The sequence below is a fragment of the Nocardia australiensis genome, from assembly GCF_020733705.1.
Lineage (GTDB): Bacteria > Actinomycetota > Actinomycetes > Mycobacteriales > Mycobacteriaceae > Nocardia > Nocardia australiensis.
The window spans coordinates 2,687,938-2,705,286 of record NZ_JAJFZM010000001.1; the positions used below are offsets into that span (position 1 = coordinate 2,687,938).

At 66.3% G+C, this 17,349-nt stretch carries 13 protein-coding genes, 1 tRNA gene and 2 pseudogenes; 5 read left to right on the forward strand and 11 right to left on the reverse strand.

All coding sequences use genetic code 11. The annotated features are described in order from the left end of the window. Positions 1–19: 19 nt before the first annotated feature. Entirely contained in the window at positions 20–1,519 is a 1,500-nt protein-coding gene (gene glpK, locus LKE06_RS12110) for a glycerol kinase GlpK (protein ID WP_227998710.1), read from the reverse strand. A 249-nt stretch (positions 1,520–1,768) separates the two neighbouring features. Between glpK and LKE06_RS12115 the strand changes: the two genes are divergently transcribed. After that, complete coding sequence (locus LKE06_RS12115; RefSeq protein WP_227998711.1) at positions 1,769–3,502, forward strand: glycerol-3-phosphate dehydrogenase/oxidase; 1,734 nt, start codon at positions 1,769–1,771, stop codon at positions 3,500–3,502. Next, complete coding sequence (locus LKE06_RS32500; RefSeq protein WP_255648542.1) at positions 3,499–3,633, forward strand: hypothetical protein; 135 nt, start codon at positions 3,499–3,501, stop codon at positions 3,631–3,633. Before LKE06_RS12115 ends, LKE06_RS32500 begins: the two co-directional genes overlap by 4 nt. Before the next feature lie 16 nt (positions 3,634–3,649). On the opposite strand, the gene LKE06_RS32885 is transcribed toward LKE06_RS32500, so the two are convergent. The 6 genes from LKE06_RS32885 to LKE06_RS12145 form a co-directional block, all read right to left on the reverse strand. Then, positions 3,650–4,924 (reverse strand): sensor histidine kinase, encoded by a 1,275-nt coding sequence (locus LKE06_RS32885; protein WP_227998712.1) that lies wholly within the window; start codon positions 4,922–4,924, stop codon positions 3,650–3,652. Beyond that, the gene (locus LKE06_RS12125; RefSeq protein ID WP_227998713.1) at positions 4,921–5,595 is read right to left on the reverse strand and encodes a response regulator transcription factor; all 675 of its coding nucleotides are present in this window, start codon (positions 5,593–5,595) and stop codon (positions 4,921–4,923) included. The genes LKE06_RS32885 and LKE06_RS12125 overlap by 4 nt, the downstream gene beginning before the upstream one ends. A 90-nt stretch (positions 5,596–5,685) precedes the next feature. Then, positions 5,686–5,907: a hypothetical protein gene (locus tag LKE06_RS12130; protein ID WP_227998714.1), complete on the reverse strand. Its 222-nt coding sequence runs from the start codon at positions 5,905–5,907 to the stop codon at positions 5,686–5,688. Between the two features lie 219 nt (positions 5,908–6,126). Further along, the gene (locus LKE06_RS12135) at positions 6,127–6,312 is read right to left on the reverse strand and encodes a hypothetical protein (RefSeq protein ID WP_227998715.1); all 186 of its coding nucleotides are present in this window, start codon (positions 6,310–6,312) and stop codon (positions 6,127–6,129) included. Positions 6,313–6,418: 106 nt separating this feature from the next. Further along, a complete protein-coding gene (locus LKE06_RS12140; protein WP_227998716.1) occupies positions 6,419–7,198 on the reverse strand; it encodes a DNA-formamidopyrimidine glycosylase family protein in 780 nt (259 codons plus the stop codon). A 33-nt stretch (positions 7,199–7,231) separates the two neighbouring features. Then, entirely contained in the window at positions 7,232–12,112 is a 4,881-nt protein-coding gene (locus LKE06_RS12145) for an ATP-dependent helicase (RefSeq protein ID WP_227998717.1), read from the reverse strand. Positions 12,113–12,187: 75 nt separating this feature from the next. On the opposite strand from LKE06_RS12145, the gene LKE06_RS12150 reads away from it, so the two are divergent. Beyond that, positions 12,188–12,733 (forward strand): histidine phosphatase family protein, encoded by a 546-nt coding sequence (locus LKE06_RS12150; protein ID WP_227998718.1) that lies wholly within the window; start codon positions 12,188–12,190, stop codon positions 12,731–12,733. A 115-nt stretch (positions 12,734–12,848) separates the two neighbouring features. Here LKE06_RS12150 and LKE06_RS12155 read toward each other — a convergent pair whose 3' ends face one another. Together LKE06_RS12155 and LKE06_RS12160 are read right to left on the reverse strand one after the other, a co-directional pair. Beyond that, positions 12,849–13,304, reverse strand: a complete 456-nt coding sequence (locus LKE06_RS12155) for a hypothetical protein (protein ID WP_227998719.1) — start codon at positions 13,302–13,304, stop codon at positions 12,849–12,851. Between the two features lie 341 nt (positions 13,305–13,645). Further along, positions 13,646–13,744, reverse strand: a pseudogene (locus LKE06_RS12160) (short-chain dehydrogenase); the annotation flags it as partial. 290 nt (positions 13,745–14,034) lie between these two features. On the opposite strand from LKE06_RS12160, the gene LKE06_RS12165 reads away from it, so the two are divergent. Both LKE06_RS12165 and LKE06_RS12170 read left to right on the forward strand, forming a co-directional pair. Next, a complete protein-coding gene (locus LKE06_RS12165; RefSeq protein ID WP_227998720.1) occupies positions 14,035–14,742 on the forward strand; it encodes a PLP-dependent aminotransferase family protein in 708 nt (235 codons plus the stop codon). Positions 14,743–14,800: 58 nt separating this feature from the next. Then, on the forward strand, positions 14,801–16,027 hold the full coding sequence (locus LKE06_RS12170; protein ID WP_227998721.1) for a cytochrome P450: 1,227 nt from the start codon (positions 14,801–14,803) through the stop codon (positions 16,025–16,027). Between the two features lie 118 nt (positions 16,028–16,145). Here LKE06_RS12170 and LKE06_RS12175 read toward each other — a convergent pair. Together LKE06_RS12175 and LKE06_RS12180 are read right to left on the reverse strand one after the other, a co-directional pair. Beyond that, positions 16,146–16,313, reverse strand: a pseudogene (locus tag LKE06_RS12175) (crotonase/enoyl-CoA hydratase family protein); the annotation flags it as partial. A gap of 929 nt (positions 16,314–17,242) precedes the next feature. Continuing rightward, positions 17,243–17,316: transfer RNA gene (locus LKE06_RS12180), tRNA-Met, on the reverse strand. Between the last annotated feature and the right edge of the window lie 33 nt (positions 17,317–17,349).

Genomic DNA, 17,349 nt, shown 5'->3' on the forward strand with positions numbered 1-17,349 from the left:
CTTCGCCGGTCCCGCGGGCCTATTCCACCCAGTTGTAGGTGCGTTCCACGGCCTTGTTCCAATCGGCCAGCAGGGTGCTGCGCTCGTCGGCGGGCATATCGGGTTCCCAGGTCTTGCCGACGGCCCAGTTGGCGCGGATCTCGTCGGTGCCGGCCCAGAAGCCGACCGCGAGTCCGGCCGCGTAAGCCGCGCCGAGGGCGGTGGTTTCATTGACCACCGGGCGGACCACGGGAACGTCGAGGATATCGGCTTGGAATTGCATGAGCAGGTCGTTGCCGACCATGCCGCCGTCGACCTTGAGGGTGGTCAGTTCGAGACCGAGTTGCTCTGATTCGGCGTCCGCACGCATGGCGTCGACGACCTCGCGGGTCTGAAATGCGGTGGACTCCAATACCGCTCGGGCCAGGTGGCCCTTGTTCACGAAGCGAGTGAGCCCGGTGATCACGCCACGCGCGTCCGGGCGCCAGCGCGGGGCGAACAGGCCGGAAAAGGCGGGCACGATGTAGGCGCCGCCATTGTCGTCGACGCTGCGGGCCAGCGGTTCGATCTCCGCCGCGTCGGAGATGATGCCGAGGTTGTCGCGAAACCATTGCACCAGCGAGCCGGTGACCGCGATGGAGCCTTCGAGCGCGTAGACGGCTTGCTGCGCACCGAGCCGGTAACACACGGTGGTGAGCAGCCCGTGCTTGCTCGGGATCGGCGTGGTTCCGGTGTTGAGGAGCATGAAATTGCCTGTGCCGTAGGTATTCTTGGCCTCGCCGGGCAGCAGGCACGCCTGCCCGAAGGTGGCGGCCTGCTGATCACCGAGGATGCCCGCCACCGGAATGCCTGCGAGCGGACCGGCCGTGATCCGCGCGTACACCTCCGACGAACTGCGAATCTCCGGCAACATCACCTCTGGTACCCCGAATTCCGCGCAGATCTGCGAGTCCCATCGCAGTGTGCGCAGATCCATCAGCATGGTGCGTGAGGCGTTGGTGACATCCGTGATGTGCTCACCGGTCAGTTTCCACAGCACCCAGCTGTCCATGGTGCCGAAGCACAGCTCGCCCGATGCGGCCCGCTCGGCGGCGCCCTCGACGTGATCGAGGATCCAGCGCAGCTTCGGCCCGGCGAAATAGGTCGACAGCGGTAGGCCGGTGCGGTCCTGGTAGCGGGCCGGGCCGAGGTCGCCGCCCAGCTCCGTGCACAGCTGGTCGGTGCGGGTGTCCTGCCAGACGATCGCATTGTGAATCGGCTTGCCGGTGGCACGTTCCCACACCACCGTCGTCTCGCGCTGGTTGGTGATGCCGACCGCGGCGATATCGCTCGCGGCGACGCCGCTGGTTTTCAGTACCTCGCCCAGCACGAATTCGGTGTTGCGCCAGATGGTTTCCGGATCGTGCTCGACCCAGCCCGGGCGTGGGAAGAGCTGTTCGTGTTCGCGCTGGGCGATCCCGGCGACGCGGCCCCGCTGGTCGAATACGATGCACCGACTCGAGGTCGTGCCTTGATCAATGGCGGCCACATAGCGACGCATTCGTGCAGGCTACTAAACGCTGGACGCGCCGCGCATCACATCGCGGGGAGCGCGCGGCTGGGTTAGTGTTAACTTTTGTTACCAGCGGGTAGCTTCGGTTGGGCAGGGTCGGCGAAACGACCAGGGCCACGGCTCGGGATCGGTACCGGCTCGCCTAGCCTGTAGGTGAGCAGCACGAGCGCGTACCCGTGAAGACAAGATCACTGCGTCGTCTACACCCGACGCCGGCGTCGGCTGGAGGAGTCGAGCATGACCAAGAAACCGGAATCGCAGTTCCTCGGCCCCGAGCAGCGCAGGGCGGCATGGGAGCGTTTCGGCAAGGACCATTTCGACATGGTCGTCATCGGTGGCGGCGTGGTCGGTGCCGGGATCGCGCTCGACGCGGCCACCCGCGGCTTGAATGTCGCACTGGTCGAGGCGCGCGATCTCGCCTCGGGGACTTCCAGTCGATCGTCGAAGATGTTCCATGGCGGGCTGCGATATCTCGAGCAGTTGGAGTTCGGCCTGGTACGGGAGGCGTTGCGGGAGCGTGAACTCGCCCTGTCCACGCTGGCGCCGCATTTGGTGAAACCGCTGCGGTTTCTCTATCCGCTGACCAGGCGTGGCTGGGAGCGCCCCTATGTGGCGGCCGGGCTGGTGCTCTACGACACCATGGGTGGCGCCAAATCCGTTCCCGGCCAACATCATCTGTCCCGACAAGGTGCTCTCAGGCTGGCTCCGGGCTTACGTCGTGACTCGCTGATCGGCGGCGTCAGCTACTACGACACCGTCGTCGACGACGCGCGGCACACCATGACCGTCGCTCGCACCGCCGCCCACTACGGCGCGGTGATCCGCACCTCCACCCAGGTGGTCGGCTTCCTGCGGGAGGCCGATCGGGTGGTCGGGGTGAAGGTACGTGACAGCGACGACGGGCGCACCGGCGAGGTGCGCGCGCATGTGGTGATCAACGCGGCGGGGGTGTGGACCGACGAGGTGCAGGCGCTGTCGCATCAGCGGGGCCGCTTCCATGTCCGCGCCTCCAAGGGCGTGCACATCGTGGTGCCGCGTGACCGCATCGTCAGCGATACCGCGATCATCCTGCGCACCGCGACCTCGGTGCTGTTCGTGATCCCATGGGGAGCGCACTGGATTGTCGGAACCACCGACACCGACTGGAATCTGGATCTCGCGCATCCCGCCGCGACCAAGGCCGATATCGACTATCTGCTCGATCAGGTGAATCAGGTGCTGGTCGCCCCACTCACCCACGACGATATCGATGGCGTCTACGCCGGTCTGCGGCCTTTGCTTGCGGGAGAAAGCGATTCGACCTCCAAGCTGTCACGCGAACACGCTGTCGCTCGGGTCGCGCCGGGACTGGTCGGCATCGCGGGCGGCAAGTACACCACCTATCGAGTGATGGCCTACGACGCGGTCGATGAAGCGGCGCAGGATATTCCGGCGCGGGTGTCGCCGTCGATCACCGAGAAGGTGCCGCTGCTCGGCGCGGACGGATATTTCGCGTTGGTCAACCAGACGGTGCAACTGGCCGAGGCTTACGGCGTGCATCCCTACCGGATCAAGCACCTGCTGGATCGCTACGGCTCGCTCATCGACGAGGTGCTCGGCTTGGCTGACGGCAAACCCGAACTGCTGCAACCGATTACCGATGCACCCTCTTACCTCCAGGTGGAGGCGGTGTACGCGGCGGCGGCCGAGGGCGCGCTGCACCTGGACGACATCCTGGCCCGCCGCACCCGGATCTCCATCGAGTACTCCCATCGTGGCGCGGACTGCGCCGAACAGGTGGCGCAGCTCGTCGCGCCGGTCCTCGGCTGGGATCAGGATGAAATCGACTGGGAGATCAGCACATACCAGGCGCGCGTCGCGGCCGAGATTCGCTCGCAGACTCAGCCCGACGACGCCTCCGCCGATGCGCTGCGCATCTCCGCCCCCGAGCCTCGCCCGCAGATTCTGGAGCCGGTTCCACTGGAGAGGTGAGCGCCACGCGGGGCCGTCGCATTGGCATGCAAGTAGATACTTGCCTGTTCTACACCGAGGTGCTCGGCGCGGTGACCACCGCCGTATTCGACGACACCTGCGGCAATCTTGTCCAGATCGCCAGCGCCTGAAAGGTATCGGCGCGGATCAGCGGTTGGGTGAGCCGGGCGGCAGCATGAGGCGCACGATGGCGCCGCCGCCCGCGGCCGGTTCCATGGTCGCGGTGCCGCCATGCAACTGCGCGATCCACGCGACCAGCGCGAGACCGATGCCGCTGCCGCGTCCTGCGGTCACGCCCCGCTGGAACGGGCTGCTCGACAGCTGAGGATTCAGCCCGGGGCCGTGATCGCGGACGCTGACCCTGCCGTCGGCCACATGCACCTCGATCGGCGCGTCGCGGTTCGCCGCGCCGTGGGTGATCGCGTTCTCGATCAGGTTGCGCACGGCGAGGCCGAGCAGATTCGGATCACCCTGTACCACCGTCGGACTGGTGCGCACCACGATGTCGGCCCGCTGAAATTCCTCGACCACTGATTCGGTGAGCTGATCGAGCAGCAGCTGCACCCGCTCCATCGTGGTGACGCCCGCCTGCATCCGCGCCCGGGCGAGCAGGTCGTCGACGAGCCGTTCCATCCGATTGCCCAACGCCCGGGAATCGGTCAACGCGCGCTCGAGCTCATGCGGATCGCGCCGATGCGCTTCTGTGACCAGCCGCAGCGTCGCCAGCGGCGTGCGCAGCTCATGCGCCGCGTCGCCGAGGAATCGCTCCTGTTCCTCCAGCAGCGCCACGGCCTGACGCATGCTCCGGCCGGACAGCACATGCCCGGCGACCGAGGACAACGCGACGAGCGCCGAACCGCCGACGACGAGCGCCCACAGCAGTAGCGCCCGATCACGGTCGAACGCACCGGGATTGGTGCCGACGATGATCACCGTCTGAACGGTCGGATCGTCCCAGGACACCGACATTGCAGCCAGCCGCACCGGGCGTCCGGCGCGGTCGGTCGCGTCGCGATAGACGGTGTCATCGGCGATGCTCGCCGCGTCGGTGACGGCGGTGAGTCCCGCGTCGCCGGGCAGCCAGGAGGGCAGATGGCTGTAGAGCTGGACCCACTGGCCGTCGCTTTCCGAACCGAACACCATCACCGCGGTTTCGCCGCGGGCCAGATTGTCGTCGCGGATCTCGGTAACGTCGAAGCCGCCGTCCTCGGGGTAGTACTCGACACCGCGGTACACCCCGGCGACCACGCGGTCGAGCGCGTTGTCGACCGCGGTCGCACGCGAACGGGCATCGATGGTCGCCGCGACCAGGCCGAGCAAGATCAGACACAGCGCGGTGATCGCGGTGATCAGAGCGGTCAGCAGCCAGCGGGTGCGGCGCAGCCGGGCCACTGCCGGGCGTGCGTCCGCCGTGGCGATCACGGTACGAACGGTTCCGCTCCCATCAGGAAACCGGTGCCGCGAACGGTCTCGATCACCGGTGGTCCGCCGAGCTTGCGGCGCAGCTGCGCGATCACCGCGTCGACCACATTCGATGCGGGTTCGGCCATTTCATCCCAGCAGCATTCGATGAGTTCGGTGCGTGAGACCACGTGGCCTGCGCGGGTGGAGAGCAATTCGAGGACGGCGAATTCCTTGGGTGTGAGTGATCGCAGGATGCCGCCGCGCTGGACGCGTCGCCGCGGCAGGTCGATGTCGATGTCGCCGAGCACGATTCGTGCCGACACCGGATGTTCCCGGCGACGGCACAGGGCGCGGACGCGAGCGGCCAACTCGGACAACGCGAATGGCTTCACCAGGTAGTCGTCGGCCCCGTGTTCGAAGCCCGCGATGCGGTCGGCGAGACCATCCCGCGCGGTGAGCATCAACACCGGCACCCGCTGGCCCCCGGCCCGATGCGCCGCCACCAGCTGTAGCCCGTCGCCGTCGGGCATGCCGCGGTCGACGACCAGGCAATCGTAGATATTGACGGAGATCTTCAGATCCGCGTCCGCGAGCCGGTGCGCGAGGTCGACTGCGAATCCCGCCGCGCGCAGACCCGCCGCGACCTCATTGCCCAGCCCTTCATCGTCTTCGATCACCAGTACTCGCACGGGTTTCGACGATAGAACACCGCCCGCAGAGTCCGCAGCGCCAGGACCGAGTGGCCGACCCCCCGTCGGCCACCCGGATCGTGCGGCCGATCAGTAGGTGTGCAGGTCCCAGCCGTCAGCGACCTGGATGCATTCCCATTGCGTGCCACCGGTTCTCGGCGAATTCCCGTCGGCGGCGCACGCCTCGTAGCTGGCGTAGTTGCCGATGAATTCGGTGAGCATCGGGGCGGGTGCGGCGGCGGCGATGCCCACGCCTGCGGCGACCGTGCCGATGGCGAACACTCCGGCGGCGATTGCGGACTGGATCTTCATGATTGGTACTCCTCTCGATGTGGCGCGGAACTTTCCGCGTCGAGAAGAAGGAAATCAATCCGTCCATGAGAATTTCGTGAAGATTCGGGCGGCACCCGCCGCGGCGGACCGGCGCCGCCATCGATCAGGCCGCCACTGAGGGGCGTAGGGTGCCGCAGTCGAGGTGGCTGACGCGCATCGGGGCCATTCCAGCGCGGTCACCTCGAATATGACGATTCACTACAACCGGCTTGTCGGAGGTGTGACAGTGCGGGTGTTCGGTGTTGACGGGCTACCGGTCGGCGAATGCTGTTGCAGCAGTAAATAGGCGAACACGGCGGTCGCCGTCATGGCCAGCGCGGCGATGAGCAGGCGTGCGACGATCGCGCAACGGCGCTGCCAGCGCGTTGCTGCTGCTGCCGTCATATGCCTTCCCTCGTCGCTCGGTTCGTGGCTGTCACAGTGATGTCGTCGATTCGGTGACGATCATTAGCAACTGAGAGGCAAATGGCACATTCGCAAGGTCGGGCGCTCAGCCCCCCGGGGGTGGTTGGCACCGCGGGCAGTAGTAGATGCCGCGTTCGCGCTGGGTGATTCGGTCGACGTACGCCGTTTCGCCGAGCAGGCCGGCCACGATCGGCGTACCGCAGCGTTGGCACGGTCGCCGGGTGCGGCCGTAGGCGAGGGGCCGCCACGGTGGTTCGGTGGCGGCCTTGGTGAGCACTCGATGCGATTCGTGCACCAAGGCGAGTAGATCGGGGACCTCGGCGACCGAGGTGGCCGGATGCACGCGGCGCAGAAAGCAGATCTCGCTGCGATAGATATTGCCGATGCCTGCCAGGTTTCGCTGATCGAGCAGCGCGAGCCCGATCGGTTGCGCGGAATGGGCGAGCAGCCGCCGAATCACCTCGCTGATGTCCCAGTTCGCGCCGAGTAGATCGGGACCGAGGTGCTCGGTCGCGATGTGCTCGTCCGCACGTCGTAGCACCGCCACGGTGCCGAGCGAAAAGCCCACCGCCTCGGTATCGTCGGTGGCGAGTACCACGCGTGCGGCCACCCGAGGGCGCGTCCATCGCTCACCCGCGCAGTAGGTGCGCCACTCACCCTCCATTTTCAGATGGGTGTGCACGCTGACCTGCGGTGTTCGGATGAACAGGTGTTTGCCGTAGCTGCTGACACCCTCGATCCGTTGTCCGACCAGATCCACCGTGGCGTAGCGGGGCACTCGGAAATCGCTGCGCGTCAGCGTCTTTCCTTCCAGGGCCAGCCGTAGCCTGCTGGCCGTCAGGAACACCGTGTCGCCTTCAGGCATGATGTGACTGTAGATCCGCAGCGGTGCGAGAGGTCACGGTTGCCTCCGCAGCCGGAGTCCACGCGGGGTGGCGGAGAAGCCCGCAGCGCCGAGAAAATCGGCAAAGGTATTGCCGTGCACGGACTCTCCATCGACCTTGTCGATTACCAGCGAGTCCACCTGGCGGTTGCGGACCAGATCGGCCAATGCGACGGCCGCCGCGCGACGGGCATCCGGGTCCTCGGTGAAGGTGAGCAGTGTCTTGCCGCCGCGTTCCAGGTAGAGGGTCAGTTCGCCGTCGATCAGCACGACGATCGCGCCCGCCTTGCGCCCCGGGCGATGCCCAGCACCCTCCAGCGAGCCCTTCGGCCACGGCAATGCCGCTCCGTATGGGTTCGCGGGATCGCTGGCCGCGAGTGCGAACGCGGCGGCGGTGCGTGCTCGGTCATCGACGGCGGGGGAGCGATCGGAATCGAAGGAGCGCAGCCGATCGACCACATCGGTGGTGGAGAACTGCGCGCCACCCAGCGAATCGATGAAATATCCACGACGACACCGGCCACGATCCTCGAACTCGGTGAGGACGCGATACATCAGTGCGAATCCGCCGGGCACGCCTTCGTTTTGGACCGAGCCACGGGTCAACACGCCATACCGCTCCAACAGCGCGTCCGCGGTGGCATGGGCCCGAACGGTGTTGTCCGATACCCGATCCGGAAGCACTGACCAGCGGCCGGTTACTGCGGGCGGACCGGACCGGGTCGGCATGCTCGGACGCGGGAGATAGGCGCGTCCTCGCGGTGCGCGTCGCGGGGTGCGATGCGCGGTTGCGGTCCGCGCGGTACCGGACAGTAGGGCGCGGACAGGCGCGAAGGTATCGCCGGAGACCACACCCGCCCACACCAGATCCCACAGCGCGGACGAGACTTTCGCGTCGTCGAGTAATCCGGTCGCGTCGGAGAGCTGACGGAAGAAATACGCGCCGCCACCCTGCGATACCGGTGGCGGGCGGTATGGGGTGTGGCTGGGAGCGGCCGGTGGTGCGGCCGCGTCGTCCGGTGTCGAATCACCTTCCAACGAAACAATATTGGCGGCGTTGGATCGAAGTTGCGCGGGGGAGTCGTCTGCTTCGGGTGTCCACGCCGGAATCGAGGCGCCGAGGGCGGTGAGCAGGCGCAGATGTGGTTCGGACAGTTCGATCTCGTCCGACGGTGCCAGCGTGAACGGTGCCTGATCGGCAAGATGCAGGGCAATCCAGCCGTCCTTCGCGGTAATGGCGCCGTGACCGGACCAGACCACTTCGCCGGTGGCCATGAGCTCGTCGAGCATGGCGGGGGCATAATCGCGCACGCGGGCGGGCAGGACCAGTGACTCCAACGCCGAGGCGGGGATAGGCACTCCCGCAAGCTGTTCCACGACGGTGGCGACACCGTCGACGCCGCGAAGCTCGCCGGTGCCGACATGCTGCCACACGGGCAGGAAGCGGCCGAACGCGGCGACGGCGACCGGCTCGACCTCATGGCGTGCCGCCGCGAGCGAGCGCCGCCGCAGGCGACGCAAAACCTGGGTGTCGCACCATTCGGAGCCCCTGGCGCCGGGTGTGAATTCGCCTTCGGCTAACCGCTTTTCGGCGATCAACCGATCCAGTGCGGTCGCGACAACGGCGGTGCCGAGGCCGAACCTGGCCGCGACCGCCTCGGTGCTGAACGGCGCGTGCGTACGGGCGTATCGCCCGACCAGATCCCCGAGTGGGTCGGTGACCGGCTCGATGAAGGCCGCGGGGACACCGATCGGCAGTGGCACGCCGAGCGCGTCCCGTAGCCGTGACGCGTCTTCCACCGCCACCCACCAGGTGCGTCCCGCGAACGAAACCTCCAGTGCGCGTCGGGATTTCAGCAGATAGGCGAACCATTCGGCAGCCGATTGGGTATCGGCCGACACATCGGTGCCGACTTGCTTACTTCCGTCGATTGTCTGCTCGGGGTCGGGCTCGTCGTGGCTGGTTCGACGCGTACACCGCCGACCCGCCTCGTCGGCGGTGAGCGGTCCAAGCAGGCGCAACAGGTCGGCCAGACCTTCGGCGTCGCGAGCGTGGCGCTCGGGGGTCAGCCGCTGTAGCTCCAGCTCGGTCTGCTCGAGCACCGCCGCGTCCAACAGCTCGCGCAGCTCCACCCGCCCGAGTAGTTCGGCGAGCAGACTGGAATCCAATGACAGTGCGGCGGCGCGACGCTCGGCCAGCGGGCTGTCTCCGTCGTACATGAACTGCCCGATGTAATCGAAGAGCAGGGCGTTTGCGAACGGCGACGGCGTCGCGGTCTCCACCTCCACCAGGCGCAACTGACGCCGGGCCACCCGTGCGAGTAGGTCACGCAGCGACGGCAGATCGTAGACATCGCGCAGACATTCGCGCACCGTCTCCAGCAGAATCGGAAAGTCCGGAAACTTCCGCGCCACGTCCAGCAACTGTGCCGAGCGTTGCCGCTGCTGCCACAGCGGCGCTCGCTTGCCCGGGTCGCGACGCGGCAGCAACAGCGCGCGTGCGGCGCACTCTCGGAAGCGGGAGGCGAACAGGGCCGAACCGCCGACCTGTTCAGTAACGATCTCGTCGATCTCATCCGGTTCGAAGACGAAAAGCTCCGCGCCGGGTGGGTCGTCGGTGGTATCGGGCAATCGCACCACGATGCCGTCATCGGAGGAGGTCGGCGCGGCATCGACACCGAACCGTTCGCGCAGTCTGGCGCCGATCGCCAGCGCCCATGGCGCGTGCACCGGCTGGCCGTAGGGCGAGTGCAGCACCAGCCGCCAGTCGCCGAGTTCATCGCGAAAGCGCTCCACGATCAACGTGCGATCGGTCGGCAACTGCCCGGTGGCGGTGCGCTGTTCATCGAGCAGCGCCACCAGGTTCGTGGTCGCGTTGTCATCCAGTCCGGCCGTCCGCGCGATCTTCGCGATGCCATCTGTCGGCGCACCATTGGCGGCCGCGTCGGGGTTCGTCGCGGAAGTCATTGGTGCAGTAGATTTTCGGGATTTTGCCCGAGTGCGCGGCGCGTCGGTTTCCGGACCGGTCGCACGTATCGGCGCGGTGGTTTCCTGTCCGGCTTCGCGGATGAATTCGCCCAGCGCCGCGCCGAGTTCGGCCGGACGACCCAACCCGTCACCGTGCCAGAACGGGAGTCGGCCGGGCTGCCCGAACGCGGGTGAGACCAGCACCCGGTCGAAGGTGATCTCCTCGATTCGCCAGCTGGTCGCGCCGAGGGCGAAGATATCGCCCACTCGGGACTCGTAGACCATCTCCTCATCGAGTTCGCCTACCCGCGAGGCTTTTTCACCGACCATGTACACCGCGAACATACCGCGATCCGGGATGGCGCCGCCCGAGGTCACCGCCAGCCGCTGCGCACCGGGCCTGCCGATGAGGGTGCCGGCGTCGCGGTCCCATACCAAACGTGGCCGCAGCTCGGCGAATTCGTCGGAGGGGTAACGGCCCGACAGCAAATCCAGCACCGACTCATAGGCCGATCGCGGTAGCGACGCGTAACTGCCGGTGCCGCGCACTGTTTCGAACCACGCGTCGACGTCGATGGACTCCAGCGCGCACGCGGCGACCGTCTGCTGCGCCAGAATGTCCAGCGGATGCGCGGGGATCTGGATGGCCTCGATCTGGCCGTTCGTCATGCGCTGCGAGGCGACCGCGCAATGGATGACATCGGTGCGATGCTTCGGGAACAGCACACCGCGTGAAATCTCACCCACCTGGTGCCCGGCTCGCCCGATCCGTTGCAGACCGCTGGCCACCGATGGCGGCGCCTCCACCTGCACCACCAAATCGACTGCGCCCATGTCGATTCCGAGCTCCAGGCTGCTTGTGGCCACTACACAGCGCAGCCGTCCGCTCTTGAGATCGTCCTCGATGAGTGCGCGCTGCTCCTTGCTCACCGAACCGTGGTGTGCCCGCGCGAGCAGCGGCCCGGCACCGTGAATGACCTCGGTCGAGGGGCCCAACTGTGCGGGCGGTTTGTGTTCGGTGTCGACCGGCTCACCGATCCGTGCGGCATACGTCTCGTTGAGCCGTGCGGTCAAACGCTCGGCCAGCCGGCGTGAGTTCGCGAACACGATCGACGAGTGGTGCTCGAGCACCAGATCCACGATCGCCTCGTCGACATGCGGCCATATCGAACCGGGTTGATCCGAGTCGCCCGGTTCGGTCATATCCGGCACCGGCACCCGCACCGACAGGTCGAAGGTCTTCGGCGCGGGCGGGGACACAATGCTGATCGGCGCGTTACCGACCAGAAAACGACCCACCTCCTCGGGAGGGCGCACCGTCGCCGAAAGCCCGATCCGTTGGGCGGGCCGCTCGGTCAGTAAATCCAACCGGGCCAGCGACAGCGCCAGATGCGCGCCGCGCTTCCCACCCGCGATGGCGTGTACCTCGTCGACGATCACGGTTTTCACGCCACGCAACGTTTCCCGAGCCGCCGAAGTGAGGATGAGGAACAGCGATTCCGGTGTGGTGATCAGGATGTCCGGTGGTGTGCGCTGCATCGAACGCCGGTCCGCGGCACTGGTGTCACCCGAGCGCACGCCAACGGTGATCTCCGGCGGATCGAGATCCAGACGTTTGGCGGTCTGCGTGACGCCGACCAGCGGTGCCCGCAGATTCCGCTCGACGTCGACCGCCAGCGCCTTGAGCGGCGAAATATAGAGCACCGAGGTACCGCCGTGTCCCGGCTTCCCGGTCTCGGGTTTCGGCTGGTTCGCCAGCTGATCGATCGCCCACAGAAACGCCGACAGCGTCTTGCCCGAACCGGTCGGCGCGACGACCAATGTGTGATCACCCGCCGCAATGGCCCGCCAGGCACCCAGTTGGGCGGTGGTTGGTGCCGGGAAGGCGCCGTCGAACCATTCCTGGGTCGCGGGGGAGAACTGGGCCATGGGATCAGTTTGCACCTGGGGACCGACAAACCATTCGAATAACGGCCGCCACTGCCGCGCCGTACGCTTCCATCCGTGCAAAAGGTGCTAAGACTCGACCTGGTCAGCCACGGCATGACCGAGGCGATGCGAAAGGCACGATTTCCAGTCGATGAGTCGCTGACCGAGGCGGGACGCCGGGCTATCGCCGCGTGCGGACCGCTGACCGCCGCCCGAGTCCTCACCGGTCCCGAACGCCGAGCGGTGGAAACCGCCGCTCTGATGGGACTGCCCGGGGACGAGGACACACGGCTGCGCGATCTCGACGCGGGGGCGTGGCGTGGCGGGGAGTTGATGTCGGTGCCGCAGGACGAGTTATACGCCTGGCTGACCAACCCGCAGTTCCGTGGTCATGGTGGCGAGTCCGTGGTGGACGTGGTCGAAAGGACCCGGTACTGGATGGCAGAGATCGCCTCGGAGGGCATGTCCACCATCGCGGTCACCCATCCCGCGGTAATACGCGCGGCGCTGCTGGTAACACTGGACGCGCCGCCGAAATCGTTCTGGCGGATCGACATTCCGCCGGGCAGCGTCACGCGGCTGCACTATCGCGGTGAATGGACCTTGCACTTCACGGCGTAGTCGCACCGGCCGAGGAACAGGTTCGCTCGATCACCGAATAGTCATCGGTATCAATGAGTGCGATGAAAATGGCTCCGGGAGAATTCTCCCGGAGCCATTTCTATGCTGCCAACCGTCAGGGCAGGACCTGCGGAACGACGTCGGGCGCAATGGTTCCCACGACGGCGCCGATAACCGCACCGAAGATGCCGCTGGTGATCGCACCGAGCGGCACCGTGATCGGAATAGCGATCAGCCCGGCCAGGCCGGTGATTGCGCCGACGACCGCGCCGATGGCGCCGCCCGCCGCCGCGCCGTTCAGAACCGGGTCCGGGTACTGCGCGTTGGGGTTGGTGGCGATTTCCCCTGCCACCTGCGGTGTGGTAGTCGACGCGGCGACGAACTCGGGCTCGGCGGCAGCCGGTGCGACCGGCTCCGCCTCGGCAGGAGCAACCGGCGCGGCGACGGCCTGTGCGACGGCAACCGGCTGCGCTGCGGCCTGAGCGTCCGCGGACGCCGCCCCCGCTCCCATGAAAGTCGCCGCGACAGCCAGCGGCAGTGCTCCCACGACGAACTTACGACCTGCATTCATGACAGTCCGACGGACCATAATTGGTTTTCCCTCCCGAGCCACGATCCCCCATGGCGAATCTCCCCGAAGGGGAATCGTTGTCTACGAATATGATTCGAACGCAAATAGTATTATCCGACCGGACAGCGGAATGGCAAACGGTGTGTCGATCGTCACAATTTTATTGGTAGCGTTGTGCGGCAACGCATCTGACGAGCGCGCGGGCTACCGGGATTCTCGGGCCGCTGTTTCGGCAATGAAAAACGGGCCCGGAACAAGAGGCGGGTTCACGTAGTAGTGCTCCTCGGGGTCAGTTGTCCACGTTCCGGATTCGCTGGTGTCCAGCGACGAGTGGTGAGTGGTTAGGTGTGGGCGGCACCGTCGATGCGGATTTCGGTACCGCTGATGAAGCGGCCGTCGTCGGAGACGAGCATGGCGATGACACCGGCGACATTTTCGGGACCTGCCAACTCTTCCGGGTTGTCCTGCGGGACAACGGCGATCAGGCGGCCGAGAAACGACCAGTCGGGGTCCCCATCATCGCGGCCCGCACCGGCCGTTCCCTCAACGACTTGGACGTCGCTCTCGCCGCCGCCATGGCCAATACGGCCGTGCGTCTGGGCACCGAACGGTGGGCCGCCGAAGCGGGGCCCGACTCGGCCGCCGACGTCGTCGACACCTGCCTGGCCCGCCTCGCCGCACACACACTCCTGTAGCCGATGGCATAACGACGCAACCACGCCCGAAACGCATGGCCGCCAATGATTCCCATTGCCCCACCGTCGAGGATCGTCCGGACGTGGCCGATCTGGACGAAGCGATAACCATGCTGGCCGAGGCACACATCGCCGGGCATCCCTACGCCACCGTCGTGCTCGGATCATCGACCTATGCGGGACTCAGATTGCGTTCCGAGCGACTACTGCGCGCCGTGGGCGACGTCTCCCCCACAACAAACGTCGTGCTCGACGACGCGTGGGCCGGTATCCACAACTTCCACCAACTGACTCGCGCGTTGTCACCCACGTCGGTCGGTGCGCGGCTCCGCGATGAGGGCGAATTCATCGGTGCGATCTGGGTGACCCACTCAGCGCATAAGACGATGTATGCGATGCGCCAGGCCGCGATGGTGCATGTCCTAGGCAACGAACGGGCAGTCGAAGCGACTGCGGCGGCGATCTATCGGCACCACACCTCGTCGCCCTCCTGGCCGATCATGGCGTCGCTGGACCTGGCCAGGGCGCATGCCGAGCTGGAAGGGAGTGCGTCGCGTATCCGCCCGGCGTCCCCATGGCCAGTCCGGGCGGTGACCAGCTCGATCCGGACCGGGTTGCGGCGGAACTGGCCGGTGGCGCGTCGATTCACCGAGTTCGAAGCGGTCGCCGGAACCCTCCCTGAGCGCAGGGCCGACCGCCTGATCCGTGCCGCAAGGCGTCAAGGCCCAGTACTATCAAACTAGAACGTGTTCTAATCGTGTGATGAGGTCTGCACCGAGGCAGGCCGCGAAGGAGGTACTTGTGATCCCACCGTCCATTCCCGCAGGATTCGACTTCACCGACCCCGCCGTGCTGGCTGAACGCCTGCCGGTCGAAGAGTTCGCCGAGCTGCGTCGCGCTGCGCCGGTCTGGTGGTGCGAGCAGGAGAAGGGAGTCAGCGGTTTCGACGACGGCGGATACTGGGTCGTAACCAAGATGGATCACATCAAGGAGATGTCCAAGACTCCTGAGGTGTTCTCGTCGGAGGAGAACACCGCCATCATTCGCTTCAACGGAGACATCGCCCGTGACGAGGTGGAGATGCTTCGGGGGCTCATGCTCAACATGGATCCGCCGAGGCACACCAAGAGCCGACGGATCGTGTCCAAGGGCTTCACTCCCCGAGCTGTCAACTCGCTGCGCGATGCACTCACCGAGCGTGCCGAACGGATCGTGCACGAGGCGAAGAAGGAGGGGCGGGGTGACTTCGTCCAGCAGATCGCCTGCGAACTGCCGCTGCAGGCCATCGCGGAGCTGATCGGTGTCCCCCAGGAGGATCGCAAGAAGATCTTCGACTGGACGAACCAGATGATCTCCTACGACGACCCCGACTTCGAGGGCGACCACAAGATGGCCACCGCCGAAGTCATGGGTTACGCATGGAATCTGGCCGAGGAGAAGCGCAAGTGTCCGATGGACGACATCGTCACCACGTTGGTGAACGCGGATGTCGACGGCGAGGCGCTCGGGTCGGATGAGTTCGCCTGGTTCGTCATCCTGCTCGCGGTTGCGGGTAACGAGACCACCCGCAATGCCATCACCCACGGCATGAAGGCGTTCGTCGATCACCCCGAGCAGTGGGAGCTCTACAAGGAGCACCGCCCGCGCACCGCACCTGACGAGATCGTCCGCTGGGCAACGCCGGTGACAGCCTTCCAACGAACCGCGTTGACCGATACCGAGCTCGGTGGCCAGCTGATCAAGAAGGGCCAGCGCATCGGCATGTTCTACAGCGCGGCCAACTTCGATCCGGAGTCGTTCGACAACCCGTTCACGTTCGACATCTTCCGAAACCCGAACCCCCATGTCGGTTTCGGCGGCACCGGCACGCACTTCTGCGTCGGCGCCAACCTCGCCCGACTGGAAATCGACCTGATGTTCAATGCGATCGCCGACGTCATGCCGAATCTGCGTCAGGTCGAGGAACCGGTGCGGCTGCGCTCGGGCTGGCTCAACGGGATCAAGCGCTGGGAGGTCGCCTACGAGTGAGGGATCGCCCCGGCGAGCGGAGCACGCACGTCCGGGGCGAAGTTCGCAGGGTGCACGGCGGGGCCGTGTCGAACCGATAGGCGAAGCCCGGCTCGGCGCGGGCGCGGAATACCCGTTCTCAGCGCTCGAACTGGGCGCGCTTGAAGTCGCCGTAGGGTTCGTCGCGCCCACGCACCGCCTCGCGGAATCCGACGGTGACGGCGCGAGTCTGGAACGCGTAACCCTCGCGAGGGTGCCGCGCGGCACCGTCGAGCACGGTGCCGATCACGGCCGAGTTGGCCACTCTGGACCAGATCGCGGCCGATTTCTGGGTCCATCCATGACGTTGTCGAAATGGATGTGCCAAGCCGATATCGACGACGGGAACAAGCCCGGAACCATGCGCAGCGAGTACGCCGAGTTGTGCGATGCCCGCCGCCGGATCCGGTTGCTGGAGCAGGAGAACGAGGTGCTGCGGTGCGCCGCAGCGTATCTGTCGCAGGCTCAGATACCGGGAAAAGGCTCTACCGCTCGTGAAAGGGCTTGCCGCCGAGGGGATCCCCGTGGTGGTGACGTGCCGGGTGCTGAAGCTCGCCCGCGAGCCCTACTACCGGTGGCTGGCCGAACCGGTCACCGCCGGCGAGGAAACCGAGGCGTGCGGATCTGCTCGACCAACCGATGGTGGAGCAAATTCGGCAAGTCACGGCGCCGCAAGAACAGCCGCGCCCTGGGGATGTCGCGCAGGTGCAGGCATAGGCGGTCGGCGATCGGGCGGTAGCTGCTGGCGTAGTCAGTACAGCCCTTCGACGGCTTCATCCCAGCGTGGCCCGATACCCAGGTCGCGGGTTCCGAGCAGGTCGGTACAGAAGTCGCACCGGTCCCAGCCGCCCGCGATGGACAGGAGTTCGCGATACTGCGGGTCCAGGCGGGAAACAAAGCGGTCCTCGGCGAAGCGGAGCTGCTGCTCGGTGGCCCCTGTTACGGGCGGTGTTAGTGGATGGCGTTCAGGGGGTCGACAGCGGCCGGGCGACGGTTTCGGCGGTATGCCGGGTTCGAACCATCAACGTCGAGTGATCGCTGGGCCGGGGCCCCAGCGATTGCCGCAGTCCCGCCTCGTCCATCGAAAAACGCCTGATAGCGATGCGTTTCGCAGAAATTCAGGAAATCCGTTGCCAAAAACCTCGACAAAGATTGAGGGCGGTACTGGAACCTACCGGCCAGTACCGCCCTCATTTGTAGCGGGGACAGGATTTGAACCTGCGACCTCTGGGTTATGAGCCCAGCGAGCTACCGAGCTGCTCCACCCCGCGTTGGGTAGACACAACCTTACGCAGGTCGGGGGT

Bases quoted from the DNA above. Each gene is read 5' to 3' on its own strand.
- glpK (WP_227998710.1), bottom strand. From the start codon at position 1,519: ATGCGTCGCTATGTGGCCGCCATTGATCAAGGCACGACCTCGAGTCGG.
- LKE06_RS12140 (WP_227998716.1), bottom strand. From the start codon at position 7,198: ATGCCTGAAGGCGACACGGTGTTCCTGACGGCCAGCAGGCTACGGCTG.
- LKE06_RS12130 (WP_227998714.1), bottom strand. From the start codon at position 5,907: ATGAAGATCCAGTCCGCAATCGCCGCCGGAGTGTTCGCCATCGGCACG.
- LKE06_RS12135 (WP_227998715.1), bottom strand. From the start codon at position 6,312: ATGACGGCAGCAGCAGCAACGCGCTGGCAGCGCCGTTGCGCGATCGTC.
- LKE06_RS12115 (WP_227998711.1), top strand. From the start codon at position 1,769: ATGACCAAGAAACCGGAATCGCAGTTCCTCGGCCCCGAGCAGCGCAGG.
- LKE06_RS12155 (WP_227998719.1), bottom strand. From the start codon at position 13,304: ATGAATGCAGGTCGTAAGTTCGTCGTGGGAGCACTGCCGCTGGCTGTC.
- LKE06_RS12165 (WP_227998720.1), top strand. From the start codon at position 14,035: ATGGCCGCCAATGATTCCCATTGCCCCACCGTCGAGGATCGTCCGGAC.
- LKE06_RS12145 (WP_227998717.1), bottom strand. From the start codon at position 12,112: ATGGCCCAGTTCTCCCCCGCGACCCAGGAATGGTTCGACGGCGCCTTC.